Origin of the sequence: Streptomyces soli, from assembly GCF_003999195.1 — a bacterium.
GTDB lineage: Bacteria > Actinomycetota > Actinomycetes > Streptomycetales > Streptomycetaceae > Actinacidiphila > Actinacidiphila soli.
The window spans coordinates 113,453-128,023 of the sequence record NZ_RJVR01000189.1; the positions used below are offsets into that span (position 1 = coordinate 113,453).

At 69.2% G+C, this 14,571-nt stretch carries 16 protein-coding genes and 1 pseudogene; 11 read left to right on the forward strand and 6 right to left on the reverse strand.

Annotation, left to right across the window (positions count from 1 at the left end):
* Nucleotides 1–124 precede the first annotated feature (124 nt).
* On the forward strand, nt 125–811 hold the full coding sequence (locus EFK10_RS17685) for a TetR/AcrR family transcriptional regulator (RefSeq protein ID WP_127356640.1): 687 nt from the start codon (nt 125–127) through the stop codon (nt 809–811).
* A gap of 173 nt (nt 812–984) precedes the next feature.
* Here the strand turns inward: EFK10_RS17685 and EFK10_RS47470 are convergent, their stop codons facing one another.
* Nucleotides 985–1,128, reverse strand: coding sequence for a hypothetical protein (locus EFK10_RS47470; protein WP_164836028.1), 144 nt, complete (start codon nt 1,126–1,128; stop codon nt 985–987).
* Between the two features lie 340 nt (nt 1,129–1,468).
* On the opposite strand from EFK10_RS47470, the gene EFK10_RS17690 reads away from it, so the two are divergent.
* The 7 genes and pseudogenes from EFK10_RS17690 to EFK10_RS17720 form a co-directional block, all read left to right on the forward strand.
* Nucleotides 1,469–2,131 carry a formate/nitrite transporter family protein gene (locus EFK10_RS17690; protein WP_127356641.1) on the forward strand — a complete coding sequence of 221 codons (663 nt, stop codon included), beginning with the start codon at nt 1,469–1,471 and terminating at the stop codon, nt 2,129–2,131.
* A gap of 312 nt (nt 2,132–2,443) precedes the next feature.
* Nucleotides 2,444–2,980 carry an OsmC family protein gene (locus EFK10_RS17695; protein WP_127356642.1) on the forward strand — a complete coding sequence of 179 codons (537 nt, stop codon included), beginning with the start codon at nt 2,444–2,446 and terminating at the stop codon, nt 2,978–2,980.
* Between the two features lie 43 nt (nt 2,981–3,023).
* On the forward strand, nt 3,024–3,875 hold the full coding sequence (locus tag EFK10_RS17700) for an acyl-CoA dehydrogenase (RefSeq protein ID WP_127356643.1): 852 nt from the start codon (nt 3,024–3,026) through the stop codon (nt 3,873–3,875).
* Nucleotides 3,863–4,534, forward strand: coding sequence for an RNA polymerase sigma factor (locus EFK10_RS17705; protein ID WP_127356644.1), 672 nt, complete (start codon nt 3,863–3,865; stop codon nt 4,532–4,534). The genes EFK10_RS17700 and EFK10_RS17705 overlap by 13 nt, the downstream gene beginning before the upstream one ends.
* A complete protein-coding gene (locus tag EFK10_RS17710; RefSeq protein WP_127356645.1) occupies nt 4,531–4,815 on the forward strand; it encodes a hypothetical protein in 285 nt (94 codons plus the stop codon). The genes EFK10_RS17705 and EFK10_RS17710 overlap by 4 nt, the downstream gene beginning before the upstream one ends.
* The gene (locus EFK10_RS17715; RefSeq protein ID WP_206305487.1) at nt 4,812–5,375 is read left to right on the forward strand and encodes a flavin reductase family protein; all 564 of its coding nucleotides are present in this window, start codon (nt 4,812–4,814) and stop codon (nt 5,373–5,375) included. Before EFK10_RS17710 ends, EFK10_RS17715 begins: the two co-directional genes overlap by 4 nt.
* A gap of 158 nt (nt 5,376–5,533) precedes the next feature.
* A pseudogene (locus tag EFK10_RS17720) lies at nt 5,534–5,755 on the forward strand (rhodanese-like domain-containing protein); the annotation flags it as partial.
* 611 nt (nt 5,756–6,366) lie between these two features.
* Here the strand turns inward: EFK10_RS17720 and EFK10_RS17725 are convergent.
* The 4 genes from EFK10_RS17725 to EFK10_RS17740 form a co-directional block, all read right to left on the reverse strand.
* Entirely contained in the window at nt 6,367–7,923 is a 1,557-nt protein-coding gene (locus tag EFK10_RS17725; protein WP_127356646.1) for an amino acid permease, read from the reverse strand.
* Nucleotides 7,924–8,030: 107 nt separating this feature from the next.
* Complete coding sequence (locus EFK10_RS48720) at nt 8,031–8,288, reverse strand: hypothetical protein (protein ID WP_206305488.1); 258 nt, start codon at nt 8,286–8,288, stop codon at nt 8,031–8,033.
* 96 nt (nt 8,289–8,384) lie between these two features.
* Nucleotides 8,385–9,230, reverse strand: a complete 846-nt coding sequence (locus EFK10_RS17735) for a siderophore-interacting protein (RefSeq protein ID WP_127356647.1) — start codon at nt 9,228–9,230, stop codon at nt 8,385–8,387.
* 31 nt (nt 9,231–9,261) lie between these two features.
* Complete coding sequence (locus EFK10_RS17740) at nt 9,262–10,164, reverse strand: 5'-3' exonuclease (protein ID WP_127356666.1); 903 nt, start codon at nt 10,162–10,164, stop codon at nt 9,262–9,264.
* A 189-nt stretch (nt 10,165–10,353) separates the two neighbouring features.
* Between EFK10_RS17740 and EFK10_RS17745 the strand changes: the two genes are divergently transcribed.
* From EFK10_RS17745 to EFK10_RS17755, 3 genes are read left to right on the forward strand one after another with little or no spacing between them, the layout of a single operon-like run.
* Nucleotides 10,354–11,379, forward strand: a complete 1,026-nt coding sequence (locus EFK10_RS17745) for a quaternary amine ABC transporter ATP-binding protein (RefSeq protein ID WP_127356648.1) — start codon at nt 10,354–10,356, stop codon at nt 11,377–11,379.
* A complete protein-coding gene (locus EFK10_RS17750; RefSeq protein WP_127356649.1) occupies nt 11,372–13,174 on the forward strand; it encodes an ABC transporter permease/substrate binding protein in 1,803 nt (600 codons plus the stop codon). The genes EFK10_RS17745 and EFK10_RS17750 overlap by 8 nt, the downstream gene beginning before the upstream one ends.
* Before the next feature lie 45 nt (nt 13,175–13,219).
* Nucleotides 13,220–13,945, forward strand: a complete 726-nt coding sequence (locus tag EFK10_RS17755) for a helical backbone metal receptor (protein WP_127356650.1) — start codon at nt 13,220–13,222, stop codon at nt 13,943–13,945.
* 9 nt (nt 13,946–13,954) lie between these two features.
* Here the strand turns inward: EFK10_RS17755 and EFK10_RS47475 are convergent.
* Nucleotides 13,955–14,571 (reverse strand): hypothetical protein (locus EFK10_RS47475; protein WP_164836032.1); only part of this gene is annotated, 617 nt, incomplete at its 5' end.

Here is a 14,571-nt window from a genome sequence, read left to right on the forward strand (position 1 = left end):
GTCTATTTCTGTCGCACGACAGAAATTAAGCGGGCGTGGCTTCGCCCCGATTGCCCGGCTGTTTCGGGGGAGTTACCGACCGCTCACGCCGGGACCGCCCGCGCGCGTGTGCGACGATCGTCCGGTGAGCACCTCGGGACGGCGCGTCGGACGGCCGCGCGCGCAGACGCGACCGGACAGCGGCCTGTCCGCCCGCGAGGAACTCCTCATGGCCGCCGCCGAACTCTTCACCGAGCGCGGATACGCCGCCACCACGACCCGCGCCGTCGCCGAGCGGGCCGGCATGCGCCAGGCTTCGATGTACCACTACTTCGGCGGCAAGGAGGATCTCCTCGCCGCTCTCCTCGAAGGCACCGTACGGCCCTCCCTCGACCTAGCCCTCGGCCTCGCCGCCCGCCACGAGGTCCCCGCTGAGGCCCGGCTCTGGGCCCTGTGCCGCGCCGACGCCGCCCTTCTGTGCGGCGGCCCCCACAACCTCGGCGCGCTCTATCTGCTGCCCGAGGTCCGGGCCGACCGCTTCGCCGCCTTCCGCGCCGTCCGCGAGGACCTCAAGACCGCCTACGCAGGGCTCCTCGCCGCCACCACCGCGGGGGCCGACCTCGCGCCCGCGGATCTCGCGCTGCGTGCCGACCTCGTCTTCGGCCTCATCGAGAGCGTCATCCTCATCCGGCGCGCCTCCCCGGACCACGACCACGACCACGCCGCCTTCGCCTCCGCCACAGCCGACGCCGCACTGCGCGTCGCCGGCTGCGCCGAACACGTATTCCCCAAGCTCCGCCGCGAGGGCGAGGCCCTGCTGGCCTCGCCCTGAGCGGCGGCGAACTACTCCTCGTCCAGGCGGCCCGCCAGGCCGACCAGGTCCGGGAGCCGGAGCACACGCAGTTCAACGAGGTGATCGACCACATCACGTCGCAGTCGGGCTGACACGCCACCCCACACGACCGGACGGGCTCAGGCGAGCCCGTCCGGTGAATTGAGCCGCACTCAGCCGGCCACGGCTTGCGCCGCCTGCTCGCGTCGGAGGCGGGCGATGGCCTCGTCGACCCCTTGGAGAGCGGTCTCGGTCTCGCAGCGGCGGGCCGCCAGGGCCGCCGCCGTGCGGGGCCCGGGGACGGAGGCGGTGTTCATGCGGCGTCCTGTTCGGGGTCGTCACCGTCGGCTGTGCACGTATCGCTGTACTCGCCCTCCTGGTCGCTGCCCGCAGCGGCGGCGGGCACAGTCTTCCAGCGTGATCATGGGACGTAGACACACATGATCGCTGGGACCGTGCCTGTTTCACACCTCCGCAGAGTGGGCCAGAGCCGCAGACCGGACGACCTCGCTCATAGCGACTTCATGCCGAAGCCCTCAAAGAGATACCAGGCGGCAGACATGGTGATCTTCGTCGCCGTGGACCTCGACTCAGATCGAAGCGGGAAAGGCGTCGCGTGAACGCATTGTTTCCGACATCGGCCGCTGAGACTTGCTCATGGGCGTGGCCTTCGGATTCTCGTTCGTCCTCATCCTGGTGTCCTCCATGTCCCTGATCACCGCAGATATGGCGGCGGGCCTCATCGCGATCTTGGAACGCCACATGACTCCGCTGCAGTATCTTCGATTCATGTGCCTGGGCTGGACCGGAAACATCGTCGGCGCATTCGTCTTCGTCGGTATCGCTGCCTGCGCCGGTGGCCCCTACACGTCGGTTCCGTTCCTCGCGCACGCCTACACGGTTGGTTTGGCCAAGAGCGGAACGTCGAATTTCTCGACATTCCTGCTCGCGCTACTCTGCACCTGGTTCCTGCAGACCACCATGTTCATGTTCTTCAAAGCGCGGACTGACCTTGCCCGTATGTCATTCGCTTTCTACGGTCCGTTCGCCTTCGTCATCGGCATGACGGAGCACGTCATCGCCAACGTGGGGTTCATCGGCTTCCCTCTACTGCTCCAGTTCGCCCACTCGTCCGGCGCCCTCCCGGGTGTCGCCACCAGCCTTTCCTGGGGCATGGGTGCCCACGGGCTGCTGCGCAACCTCCTCTGGGCGACGCTCGGCAACCTGGTCGGCGGCACGGTTTTCGTGGCGGGTCCGTTCTGGCTGATCGCCGCCACGCGAAACCGGGGTACCGGCGTCGCCGCGACCCGCAGTGCCTGAGCCGCTCAAGGCTGTGCGGCGTACCGCACCACGGTCGGGGTGGCCAAGGCCGGTCCGGGCGCCGGCCGGCCGGCCGACCGGTCGGCCGGCCGGCGCCCGGACCGGCCGACGAAATCGCCGCGAGTGTTTGTTTTCTCTGACATTCCGCTTGTGTGTCGCACATGTAAATCGGAAAGTCTGCGAATTTTTTTCGCAGATCCGCGTAACGGCAGGACACGTGCCGAGAACTACCGCCGTGCTCATCCAATTCGGGAACGCGCCCCAGGCGCCGCCCGCGCCGACGTGCTCGTCGGCCACACGGAAGGACTCACCATGTCTAACACCATCAACGCTCTCGCCGAGATCGACGCGGACGGCTTGGCGCGGCTGTCGGAGAACGCCAAGGCGGATCCTTCGGTGGGAAAGAAGACACTCAAGGCCACCACCACTTGCGAAGGCGGTTTCCGCAACCTCACCCAGATCCGCACGCTGACGCCGGTTCTCGTGTCGGAGCCCTGCCAACTTCTCGGTGACGACGCCGCACCCAACCCCTCTGAGATGGCACTGGCCGCACTCGGTTCCTGCATCTCCGTGGGGTTGCTCGCCAACGCGACGTCCCGAGGCGTCACGCTGAGCAAGATCGAGGTCGCTATGGAGGGCGACATCGACATCTCCGCGGTCTGGGGTGTCGGCGACACCCCAGAGAGCAAGGTGCCGGGGTTCACCGCCGTTCGCTGCGCCATCACGCTCGCGGGCGACGCCGACGCGGCCACGCTCCAGGAGGTCAAGGAGAACGCGATGGTGTGGTCTCCGGTGGTCAACACGTTCGCTCGCCCCGTCCAGATGAGTTCGACGCTCACCATCGGCTGACTGGGGCACCCCGCGCCTTCCCTCAAGCCTCTCGGAACGGTGTATGAGCTCGGCGTTCACCACCTGGGCCCACCGGATGACCATCGAGTACCTCACCGTCGCCGCCACCCGCTATTCGGAGAGCATGCTCGCTCAGCTGCGTTCCGGTCAGACACCCGGGATCACCGGGATGGCGTCGTCGTTCCGTGATCTCGCGGGCTGCGGCACGCTCGAGATCACCGCGACTGAAGACGGTGACGGCTACCTGCTGAACGGGCCGATCCGGTGGGCGTCCAACCTCTACGCCGACGCGTTGCTCGTCACCGGGGCGCGCACCGACAAGGGCGACAAGATCATTGTCGCGCTGCCCCTCGCCGCTGGCGGGATCAAGGTCGGTAAGTCCTTCTCCCTTCTGGCACTGGGCAGCACCGCCTCATTGTTTCTGTCCCTGACCAATGTCCGGATCGGCACCGAGCAGGTGCTGACGAGAGACTTCGACGCCTTCCTGACTTCGGTGCGGCCCACATTCATGGTGCTGCAGACGGCGATGTGCCTCGGGTTGGCCCGCACCTGTCTGGCCAACGCGCGGGCGTCCCTGGTTGGCGTCAACTCGGTGTTCACCACCGAGGTGGAATCGATGGTGGGCAAGATGGCGCTGGTCAACGTCGCGATGATGAAGGCGGCGCACAGTGTCGGGGGACTCGTCCCGGCGACCCGCGCGGAGCTGCTGGCCATGCGTCTGGCCGCTGCCGAGGTGGCCACCGGTGCGGCGACGCTCGAGGCGAAGACTGCCGGAGGCAAGGGCTATGCCAGCAGCTCGGGTACGAGCCGTCGCTATCGCGAAGCCGCCTTCATCCCCGTGCAATCCCCCTCGGAGTCGCAGCTCCGCTGGGAGTTGGCCTCATGCGGGCAATGATCGGTGAACCGGCCGAGATGAGTGCGGGGTCGTCGGACGACGCTGAACTTGCCGGGGACCGGCTGCTGCTCGCGGAGCAGATCGCGTCGCTGTATCCGGGCATGCTCCGCTTCGCCCGCACCATCGTGCCGGCTGCCCTCGCGGAGGACGTGGTACAGGAGACATGGATCGCCGTTCTCAAAGTGGCGAACACGTTCGAGGGCCGCTCGACTCTGCGTACCTGGATCTACGCGGTGCTGCGGAACAAGGCGCGTCAGGCGCTCGGAAGCGAGACCCGACGCCGCACCGTCGAGACCGAGGAGGCGACGGACGAAGGCGGTCCGCTCGCCGGCCGCCTGCATCCGCCCGGTCATCCAGACGCGGGTCACTGGTCGGTGCCGCCGTCCGCTCGTTTCATACCCGAAGAGCGCGCGGTCACTGCGGAGCTTCGGCACAAGGTGCTCGAGGCGCTGGACAAACTGCCGCAGAGGCAGCGGAGCGTGGTGCTGCTGCGCGATGTGGAGGGTTTCAGTGCCGAGGAGGTGTGCGATCTCCTCGTCCTCGATCCGGGCAATCAGCGCATTCTGCTGCACCGCGGCCGAGCGAAGCTCCGCGCCTACATTGAGTGTTACCAGTTCGGGCGAGGATGCCCTGATAGTGAATCAGGGAGTTGGTTGTGAAGATCGCTGACAATTTCGACGCGGCCGGCGCTGCTGCTATCGACTGCATCGACTTCCTTCCCCTCGTCGACGACCTGCTCGAAATCGACGACGAGGGATGGGACGCGCAGGTCGTGCGCCATCTCGAGGAATGTCCACCGTGCCGGATCTTCCTTGAGCAGCTCCAAGACCTGCGACGGATGCTGCGCGCGCAGGACGACGAAGCGCTTGCCCTGTCCGACCCCCGTATCAGGACGCTACTGACCCAGGCCTGTTTCCCCCGAAAGGAAGATCCTTCGTGAACAGCACCGTTGTCGCCGCGGCCGAGATTCTTGACGACGCCCTCACCGGTGAGTGGACCCGCGGAGACCAGGTCGACCCGAACTCGCTGCGGAAAACAGCCGGTTCCTTTCCCAGCGGCGTGACCATCATCACCACTACGTCGGGCGGCAATCCGATCGGGCTGACGATCAGTTCGTTTGCCTCGGTGTCACTCGATCCACCGTTGCTGCTGGCGTGCGTCGCGCGTACCGCCAGCAGTCTGCCCGCCTTCCGGGTCGGCGGACGGATGGGTGTCAACGTGCTCGCCAACGACCAGGCATGGCTGGCCAAGCGCTTCGCCAGCCGCCAGGAGGATCGGTTCGCCGGCGTCGAGTTGCAGCCCGGCTCCCACGACGTCCCGCTGCTGGAGGGCGTCGCCGCGTGGCTGAACTGCCACATCGCGCGCATCTACGACGGTGGCGACCACGTCATCCTCCTCGCGCGAGTGCACACCGTCCACCGCTCCGGCGCACGGCCATTGCTGTACCACTCGGGGAAGATGCACGACTGGGCGATAGCGGCCTTGGAGACGACCACCTGATGGTGGACCTGAGTGTCATGCAGCCGGGCCGACGAGACGATGCTCCCCACCGCCACGTGCCCGTCCGTCTCCCGTGGACCGGCCGTCACGTTGCGACCTCGGTCGGGCTGAGCGCGTAGCGGAGCCCTGTCTTCGACCCGCAGATCACCGTTGACGAACTGACCGGTCCGCGACTTCGCGACGCCCTCGCCCGCGGTGTACGCCTCCTCGACACGCGCGATCCGGAGACGTTCGCGGCCGGGCACCTGCGCGGAGCGGTCAACGTCGGTCTCGACGGGCGTTTCGCGGAAACAGCGGGCATGGTGCTCCGGCACGGTGACCAGATCATCGTCATCACGACCGACGGGCGTGCGCGGGAATCCGCCCTGCGGCTGGCCCGGATCGGTATCGACACGGTACAGCGCAGTGGTTCCACTTCGCCGGCCCCGGCGTCATCCGCAAATACCTGGGCGGCAACCCAGGCTACTTCCCGGAACCGGCCGGAACCGCCGAAGGCCCCACCGGCCGGCAGATCCCCCGCCTTCCGCCGCAACGACCTCCAGGACTTCGACCGCAAGCGTACCGGCGACAACACCGGCACCGCCGGACGACCCACCGGCCCCCAACACCGCGGTCTCGATGCACGTCGCAGAGTTCTCGCCCGTCGAGGTCAGGATCGAGGACCGGACCGACCCGCTCAACCCACACGTGCGAACTGCACGTCTGCTCTTCACGGACGATCACGGGCAACCCATGCGGCGGTCGACATGGTCACGCATCTGGGGGCGCATCCGTGCGGATGCCGACAAGCTTCTCGTGGCGAGGGGGACAGACGTGCGTGTCCCGAAGAAGTGAACGCTTCACAGTCTCCGGGACTTCTACGCCACGACGTTGATCACGAGGCGGGAGAACGTGAAGTTGGTTCAGGTCCGCCTCGGGCACTCGGAGCCGTCGATCACTCTCGACAAGTACGTCGGGTTCTGGCCGACCGAGGAGGACACGACCGCGGCGGCTATCGAATCGGTTCTGGGAGAGCCGGAGCGAGTTCTTCAGCCGAGTGCACGCGTTGTGCACTCCGCCACCGGTATAGGGCCCCGGCGCCTATGGTGACCAGGAGGAACAGCACAGTGAACCACTGGAAGTACCAGTGCCCGCCGGTCGGGTCGTAGACGGCGGCGCGGGGCCAGGCGAGGTTGACGGTCATGAGGAGGCCGTAGGCGAGGGCGAGGGCGTTGACGGGGATGCCCCAGCGGCCGAGGGAGAAGAGCGGGCGGCCGGATTCGTCGGTGCCGCCGGTGGGGAGTCCGCCGCGCAGGCGGCGCAGCAGCAGGGGGCCGGTGACCATGGCGTACGCCAGGTAGAGCATGGCGATGCAGGTGGTGCCGATGGCCAGGAAGGCGTCCGGGGAGAGGAAGTTGAGCAGGCAGATCGCGGCCGCGCCGCCGCCCACGACGAGGGCGGGACCGGCGGGCACGCCGGTGCGGGCGGAGACCTTCGAGAGCCCGGCGGAGAAGGGGAGGACGCCGTCGCGGGCCATGGAGAAGAGCATCCGGGAGCCGGCGGTCTGGATGGCCAGGGTGGCGACCGCGATGGCGATGGTCACGTCGACCAGCAGGGCCTTGCCGACCCCGTTGCCGAGGCTGCTGGTCAGGACGTAGCTCAGGCCCTCGGTCGCCAGCCGTCCGTCCGTGAGGCTGGGCGCGGCGAGCAGGCCGGCTAGCAGCAGCAGCCCGCCCAGTACGCCGGCCGCGGCGAGCGCGGTGAGGATGGTGCGGGGCGCGGTGCGCCGCGGGGCGTGGGTCTCCTCGCTCATCTCTCCGGCGCTGTCGAAGCCGATGAGGACGTACGCGGCCGTGAAGGAGCCCACGAGCAGCGCGCCGATCGCGCCGCCCTGGCCGCCGGTGTGGAGGGTGACGCCGGGGCCGTGCTCGACGTGCGTGAAGAGCAGCACGACGATGAGGGAGGCGCCGATGATCTCGGCGGTGACGCCGACCCGGTTGATCGCCGACATGATGCGGTTGTCGAGCATGTTCACGATGGTGGTCAGGACCAGCAGGATCACGCCCAGCAGCGCGGCGTTGGCGGCCCCGGTCGACGTCGTGGGCGCCGGGTCGCCGCCGACGATCTGGAAGCCCGACCAGATTGCCGGGAGCACGACCTGCAAGGCCAGCGCCGCCGCCGCGACCACGACGACCTGGCCGATGACCATGATCCAGCCGGCGAACCAGCCGAAGGCCGGCGTGCTGAGCCGTGTCGACCACTGGTAGATCGCGCCGGAGATCGGGTAGCGGGCGGCCAGTTCGGCGAAGCAGGCGGCCACCAGGAGCTGGCCGATGAGCACGGCGGGCCAGGTCCAGAAGAAGGCGCCGCCGCCGAAGGAGTAACCGAAGGCGAAGAACTGGAACACCGTCGTGAGCACCGAGATGAAGGAGAAGCCCGCGGCGAAGGAGGCGTAACGGCCCAGGCTGCGGTGCAGTTCCTGCCGGTACCCGAACCCGGCGAGGGCAGCGGCATCCTCGGTGTCGCCGGCCGGACCGGGGGTCGCGTCGGGCGGGGCGGTGGCGGTCATGTCGGACCCCTGTCGCTGGTTCCTGCTGATTCCTGTCGGGCGACAGAAATTAGAGGCGTGGCGTTTCGGCCGCGTGACGCATCCGTGTCGGCCAGGCTCCGAAGTCCTCACCGTGGCTCGGCCCGGTCGAGGCCCAGCTGCTGGAGACCGCGCTGGCCGAGTTCGCCGGCGTACGGGAAGCCGTTCTCGACGGTGTCCGGCTCAGCGCCCGCGCCGACGACGGGCCGGCGGCGGTCGCCGCGGTGTGGCTGTCGACCCGCACCTTCCGTACGTACCAGAAGTCGGTCTGACGGTTGGTGATCGAAGGCGCCAAGGGGGTCCTGCCTCTTGGCGCCTTCGTCATCCAGGCGACAGGTTGTGGGCATGTCCGCGTCATGCATACGCGACAGGGTCGGCAGCACAGCGCCGTCCAGGCCCGGGAGGCTCCATGCGTACCCGCCGGGCTGCCGCGTCGACAGGGCCTAACGGGCGGCGGTCTCCTGCTCGGCCTCGACCTGCTCGTTCCAGACCCGCTTGGACGACTGCCAGCCGTCCTCGTCGTGGCCGAGTCGCCAGTAGCCGGAGATCGAGAGCCGCTCGCGCGGGACTGCCCGCTCGACCCGCAGCACCCGGCGCAGCTCCTTCACGAAGCCCGCCTCGCCGTGCACGAAGGCGTGCACATCGCCCGCCGGGAAGTCCCGCTCCGACACCGCCCGCACCAGCTTCTGCCCCACCGGGGCGCCGTCGCGGTGCAGCCAGACGACCTCGGCCCCGGTCGGCGTCTCCAGCTTCTGCTCGTCCGCCGGGCTGTCCACCTCGATGAAGGCGTACGCCGCCGCACCGGCCGGCAGTCGCTCCAGGGCGGCCGCGATGGCCGGCAGCGCGCTCTCGTCACCGGCCAGCAGATGCCAGTCCGCGTCCTCGGCGGGGGCGTACGCGCCGCCGGGCCCGCCGAAGAACAGCTCGTCGCCGGGCTGTACGCCGGCGGCCCACGGCCCGGCCAGGCCCTCGTCGCCGTGGTGGACGAAGTCGACCCAGAGCTCGCGGGCGTCCGCGTCCCAGCGCCGCACGGTGTACGTACGCTGCCGCGGCCACTGGTCGCGGGGCAGCTCGGCCCGGATCCGTTGGAGGTCGAAGGGCTCGCCGTAGTCGACGCCGTCCAGCGGGAAGAGGAGCTTGATGTAGTGGTCGGTGTACGTACCCGCGTCGAAGTTCGCGAGCCCGTCGCCGCCGAGGACGACGCGGATCATGTGCGGGGTGAGTCGCTCAGCGCGCTCGACGCGCCCCCGGTGCAGCTGTGGCGGCTTGCGCGCCGGACGATCTGCCATGTCGCCCTCCCGTGTATTGAGTTAGGTAAGCCTAACCCAATGCGGTCAGCAGTCGTTGCAAAGATCCCCCCAAGCCCCACTGCTCCGCCAGCGCCTCAAGCACCTCCGGGTCCTTCGGCTCGCCCGACAGCGCCGGATCGAACTCCGGAAGCGGTACGTCACCCGCCACCCGCACCACCTTCGGCGCCACGGCGACGTAATCCCGGGCCTCCAGCAGCCGTTGGCGCTGCGCCGGGGTCAGCTTGGACGCGGGGTCCGCGGCCGCCGCCATGATCCCGGCCAGATCGCCGTACGCATCGAGAAACTTCGCCGCCGTCTTCTCACCGACCCCCGGCACCCCCGGCAGGCCGTCGCTCGGGTCGCCGCGCAGCAGCGCCAGGTCCGCGTAGCCCGAGCCGTCGACGCCGTACTTGGCGCGCAGCCAGGCCCCGTCCACGAGATCGAGGTTGCCGACGCCCTTGAGCGGATACAGCACCCGCACCCCGCGCACGTCGTCCACCAGCTGGAACAGGTCGCGGTCACCGGTCACGATGTCCACCGGGCCGGCCGCCAGGCCCGTCAGGGTGCCGATCACGTCGTCGGCCTCGTAGCCCGGCACGCCCACCCGGGCGATGCCGAGCGCGTCGAGGACGGCCTCGATCACCGGCACCTGTGGGGACAGCGTGTCCGGTACGACCTCGATGTCGGAGCCCTCGGGGACCTCCTCGGCGACCCGGTGGGCCTTGTAGGAGGGGATCAGGTCCACCCGCCACTGCGGGCGCCAGTCGGCGTCCATGCAGGCCACGAGGTCGTCGGGGGAGTGGTCGGCGACCAGCCGGGCGATGAAGTCCAGCAGCCCGCGCACCGCGTTCACCGGGGTGCCGTCCGGGGCGCGCACCGAGTCGGGCACCCCGAAGTACGCACGGAAGTAGAGGCTGGCCGTGTCCAGGAGCATCAGGCGTCGCTTCGTCACGCCCTTGATGATGCCGCACGGCACCGACAGGCACCGCCAGGTGACCTCGGTCACGGAATGGTTTGCTCCGCTTCTGCCGGGGCAGCCGCAGGCCCGGAGCGGGCCAGGAACGCTCCACGACCTGCCAGCGGGGGCGGCGGGTCGCTTTTTGGTACGAGCCCAGAGGTGTATGTGTCCAGGCTGGAAGTCGAGCATCTGTACAAAATCTTCGGCAGGCGACCGGAAACGGCCGTCCGCTGGCTTGAGGAGGGAGCCGACCGGGCCGAACTTCGCGACAGCGGCACCACGGCGGCGGTGATCGACGCCACCTTCGATGTCCGCGAAGGCGAGATCTTCGTCGTCATGGGCCTGTCCGGATCGGGCAAGTCCACACTGCTGCGTACCCTCAACGGACTGCTCGAACCCACCTCGGGACGCGTCCTCTTCGACGGCCACGACCTCACCGCCCTCGGCCCGCGCGAGCTGCGCCGCGTCCGCTCGCACGGCATCAGCATGGTCTTCCAGCACTTCGCGCTCTTCCCGCACCGCAGCGTCCTCGAGAACGCCGCGTACGGCCTCGAAGTGCAGGGCGTCGACCGCGCCGAGCGCGAACGCCGGGCCACCGAGGCCCTGGAACTCACCGGCCTGGCCGGCTGGGAGAAATCCTGGCCGGACGAGCTGTCCGGCGGCATGCAGCAGCGCGTCGGCCTGGCCCGCGCGCTGGCCACCGACGCCGACCTGCTGCTGATGGACGAGTCCTTCAGCGCCCTCGACCCGCTGATCCGCCGCGACATGCAGGACCAGCTCCTCGAACTGCAGAAGCGGCTCAAGAAGACCATCGTCTTCATCACCCACGACCTCAACGAGGCCATGCGCCTCGGCGACCGCATCGCCGTCATGCGCGACGGCCGCATCGTCCAGATCGGCACCGCCGAGGAGATCCTCCTCCGGCCCGCCAACGACTACGTCGCCTCCTTCGTCCAGGACGTCGACCGGTCCCGGGTCCTCACCGCCGGCGCGGTCATGGAGAAGTGCGCCGGCGACGCGGACAGCTCCGGCCGGTCCGTCACCATGGACACCCCCATTGCCGACCTGTGCGCGCTCAGCGCCGACAGCGACGAGCCCATCGCCGTACGCTCCGACGAGGGCAAGCTGAAGGGGCTGATCCCGCAGCAAACACTGCTCGCCGCGCTCGCGGGGGAGGTCACCCATGCCTAGGCTCCCCCTCGGCGACTGGGTCGACAGTGGCGTCACGTATCTGCGCGACCACTGCGCCTGGCTCTTCGACCTCATCACCACCGTCGTCTCCGGCATGTACGACGGCCTCGACGCCGTTCTGCGCGCACCGGAACCGCTGCTGCTGGCCGGCATCTTCGCCGTCCTCGCGCTGTGGCTGCGCGGTCTGACTGCCGGGATCCTCACCTTCGCGGGCTTCGCGCTCATCGACTCCGTACAGCAGTGGACCGCAGCCATGGACACCCTGTCCCTGGTGCTCGTCGCCACCGTCATCACCATCGTGCTCGCCGTGCCGCTCGGCATCTGGTCGGCCCGCAACCGCACGGTCGGCGCGGTACTGCGCCCGGTGCTGGACTTCATGCAGACGATGCCGGCCTTCGTCTATCTGATCCCCGGCATCTTCTTCTTCGGCGTCGGCCAGGTCCCGGGCATCATCGCCACCATCGTCTTCGCGATGCCGCCCGGCGTACGCATGACCGAGCTGGGCATCCGCCAGGTCGACGGCGAACTCGTCGAGGCGGCCGAGGCGTTCGGCACCAGCCCGCGCAACACCCTGCTGCGCGTCCAGCTCCCGCTCGCGCTGCCCACCATCATGGCGGGCATCAACCAGGTCATCATGCTGGCCCTGTCCATGGTCGTCATCTCCGGCATGGTCGGCGGCGGCGGCCTCGGCTCGTCGGTCTTCACCGCGATCAGCCAGGTCAACGTCGGCCTCGGCTTCGAGGGCGGCATCTCCGTCGTCATCCTCGCCATGTACCTCGACCGGGTCACCGGCTCGCTCGGCAGCCGCGTCTCCCCCCTCGGCCGGCGCGCGCTGGCCGCCGCCAACTCGCTGCGCGGGGCGCGCGTATGGACCTACCGGCCGCACACCGCCGTCGCGATGGTCGGCGTCGTCGTGCTCGCGGTGGTCGCGGGTGGCATGAACGTCTTCGGCCCGTCGTCCACCGGGACCGCCGTCGCCGCCGGAAAGAACGTCGGCCACGGGCGTACGGTCAACCTCGGCTACATCCCCTGGGACGAGGGCACCGCCTCCACGTACCTCTGGAAGGAGATCCTGGAGCAGCGCGGCTTCGCCCCCAAGGTCACCCAGTACGACGTCGGCGCCCTCTACACCGGTATGTCCACCGGCAAGGTCGACTTCGAGACCGACGCCTGGCTGCCGACCACCCAAAAGTCCTACTGGGAGACGTACAAGAGCCGGCTCGACGACTACGGCTCCTGGTACGACCGCACCTCGCTGGAGCTCACCGTCCCCTCGTACGTCAAGGGCATCGACTCCCTCGCCGACCTCAAGGGCAAGAGCAAGGAGTTCGGCGGCAGGATCATCGGCATCGAGCCCGGTGCCGGCATGATGAAGATGCTCAACGACACCGTGCTCAAGAAGTACGGTCTCGACGGCGAGTACCAGGTCACAACCGGCTCCACCGCTAGCATGCTCGCCCAGCTCGACCGCTCCATCAAGGCGAAGCAGCCCGTCGTCGTCACCCTCTGGTCGCCGCACTGGGCCTACAGCAAGTACTCCCTGAAAAAGCTCAAGGACCCGCTGGGCGCCTGGGGCCAGGGCGATGGTGTGCACTCGCTGGCACGCAAGGGCTTCGCGTCCGACGAGCCGCAGGTCGCCAAGTGGCTCAAGGACTTCAAGCTGGACGAGAAGCAACTGACCAGCCTGGAGGCGGCCATCCAGGACGCCGGCCAGAACCACGAGCAGGACGGCGTACGCGCCTGGCTGAAGACGCAACCCGGCCTCGTCGACAAGCTCGCCCCGATCGCTGCCTGACCGTAGGAATCCGTACGAAGACGGCTGCCTGGATACGGTGGGGCGATGACCGATCGCCCCACCGTACGCCGCGTGGTCTCCCTCGTCCCCTCGCTCACCGAGGCCGTGGCGGCCACCGCCCCCGGCCTGCTGGTCGGTGCCACCGAGTGGTGCACCCACCCCGCCGGCCTCGACGTCAAGCGGATCCGGGGCACCAAGAACCCCGACATCCCGGCGATCACCGCCCTCGCGCCCGACCTCGTCATCGCCAACGAGGAGGAGAACCGCGAGCCCGACCTCGCCGCCCTGCGCGACGCCGGCCTCACCGTCCTCGTCACCGAAGTACGCGACCTGGACCAGGCCTTCACCGAACTCCACCGCGTCCTCGTCGACGCCTGCGGCCTCCCCCGCCCCGCCTGGCTCGACGCCGCCGAAGCCGCCTGGCGGACCGTGCCCCCACCGGTACGGCGCCGCGCCGTCATCCCCGTCTGGCGCCGCCCCTGGATGGTCCTCGGCCGTGACACCTTCGCCGGCGACCTCCTCGCCCGCCTCGGCGTGGACAACGCCTACGCCCACCACGCCGACCGCTACCCCCGCATCCCGGTCGACGAGCTCAACGCCACCCGCCCCGACCTCGTCGTCCTCCCCGACGAGCCCTACCTCTTCACCCCCGACGACGGCCCGGAGGCCTTCCCCGGCATCCCCGCGGCCCTGGTCAGCGGCCGCCACCTCACCTGGTACGGGCCGTCGCTGGTCGAGGCCTCGGCGGTGCTGGCCGCTGCGCTCGGCTGACCGCAGGGGTCAGACGCCGGTGCCCGACGAGGTGCCGGTCGCCTTGATGCCCGTGGTGATCGTGTCCATCACGGACAGCTTCGGCGCCTTGGAGTTGATGTCGAAGCCGAAGCGGACCAGCACCAACTGCTTGTTGTCGCTGGGCGACGGGAAGACGAGCGACTCGACGTAGCCGTCGTCGCCCTTCTTGGTGACGACCTGCCAGCGGACCAGATAGCCCTTCTGGCCGGCGACGGTGACTGCCTCCGACGTGAGCTCCTTGTGGGAGCTGATCCCGCCGTAGACGTTGGCGCCGTACGAAGCCGTGGCGTTCGCCGAGATGTCCTCCTTGGCGGCGGCCTCCGCCGTGGTCGCCTGGACCTGCATCGCTGCGGCGGGAAAGGAGTTCACGCCGCCGCGGACGCAGGTCTGCGAGGTGTCGCCGGGGCACTGGTACGAGCTGACGGTCAGCGACGGCAGACCGTACGAGTCGTAGCTGGACTTCCAGCCGTCCGGCACCGGGATGCTGATGCCGTCGAGGGCGTCGGCCGCGAAGCCCGGCTCGCTGCTGGGAGGGGTCGACGGCACGCCGCCCAGGCCGCCGCCGGAGCCGCCGCCCGGCACGCCGCCCAGGCCGCCGCCGGAGC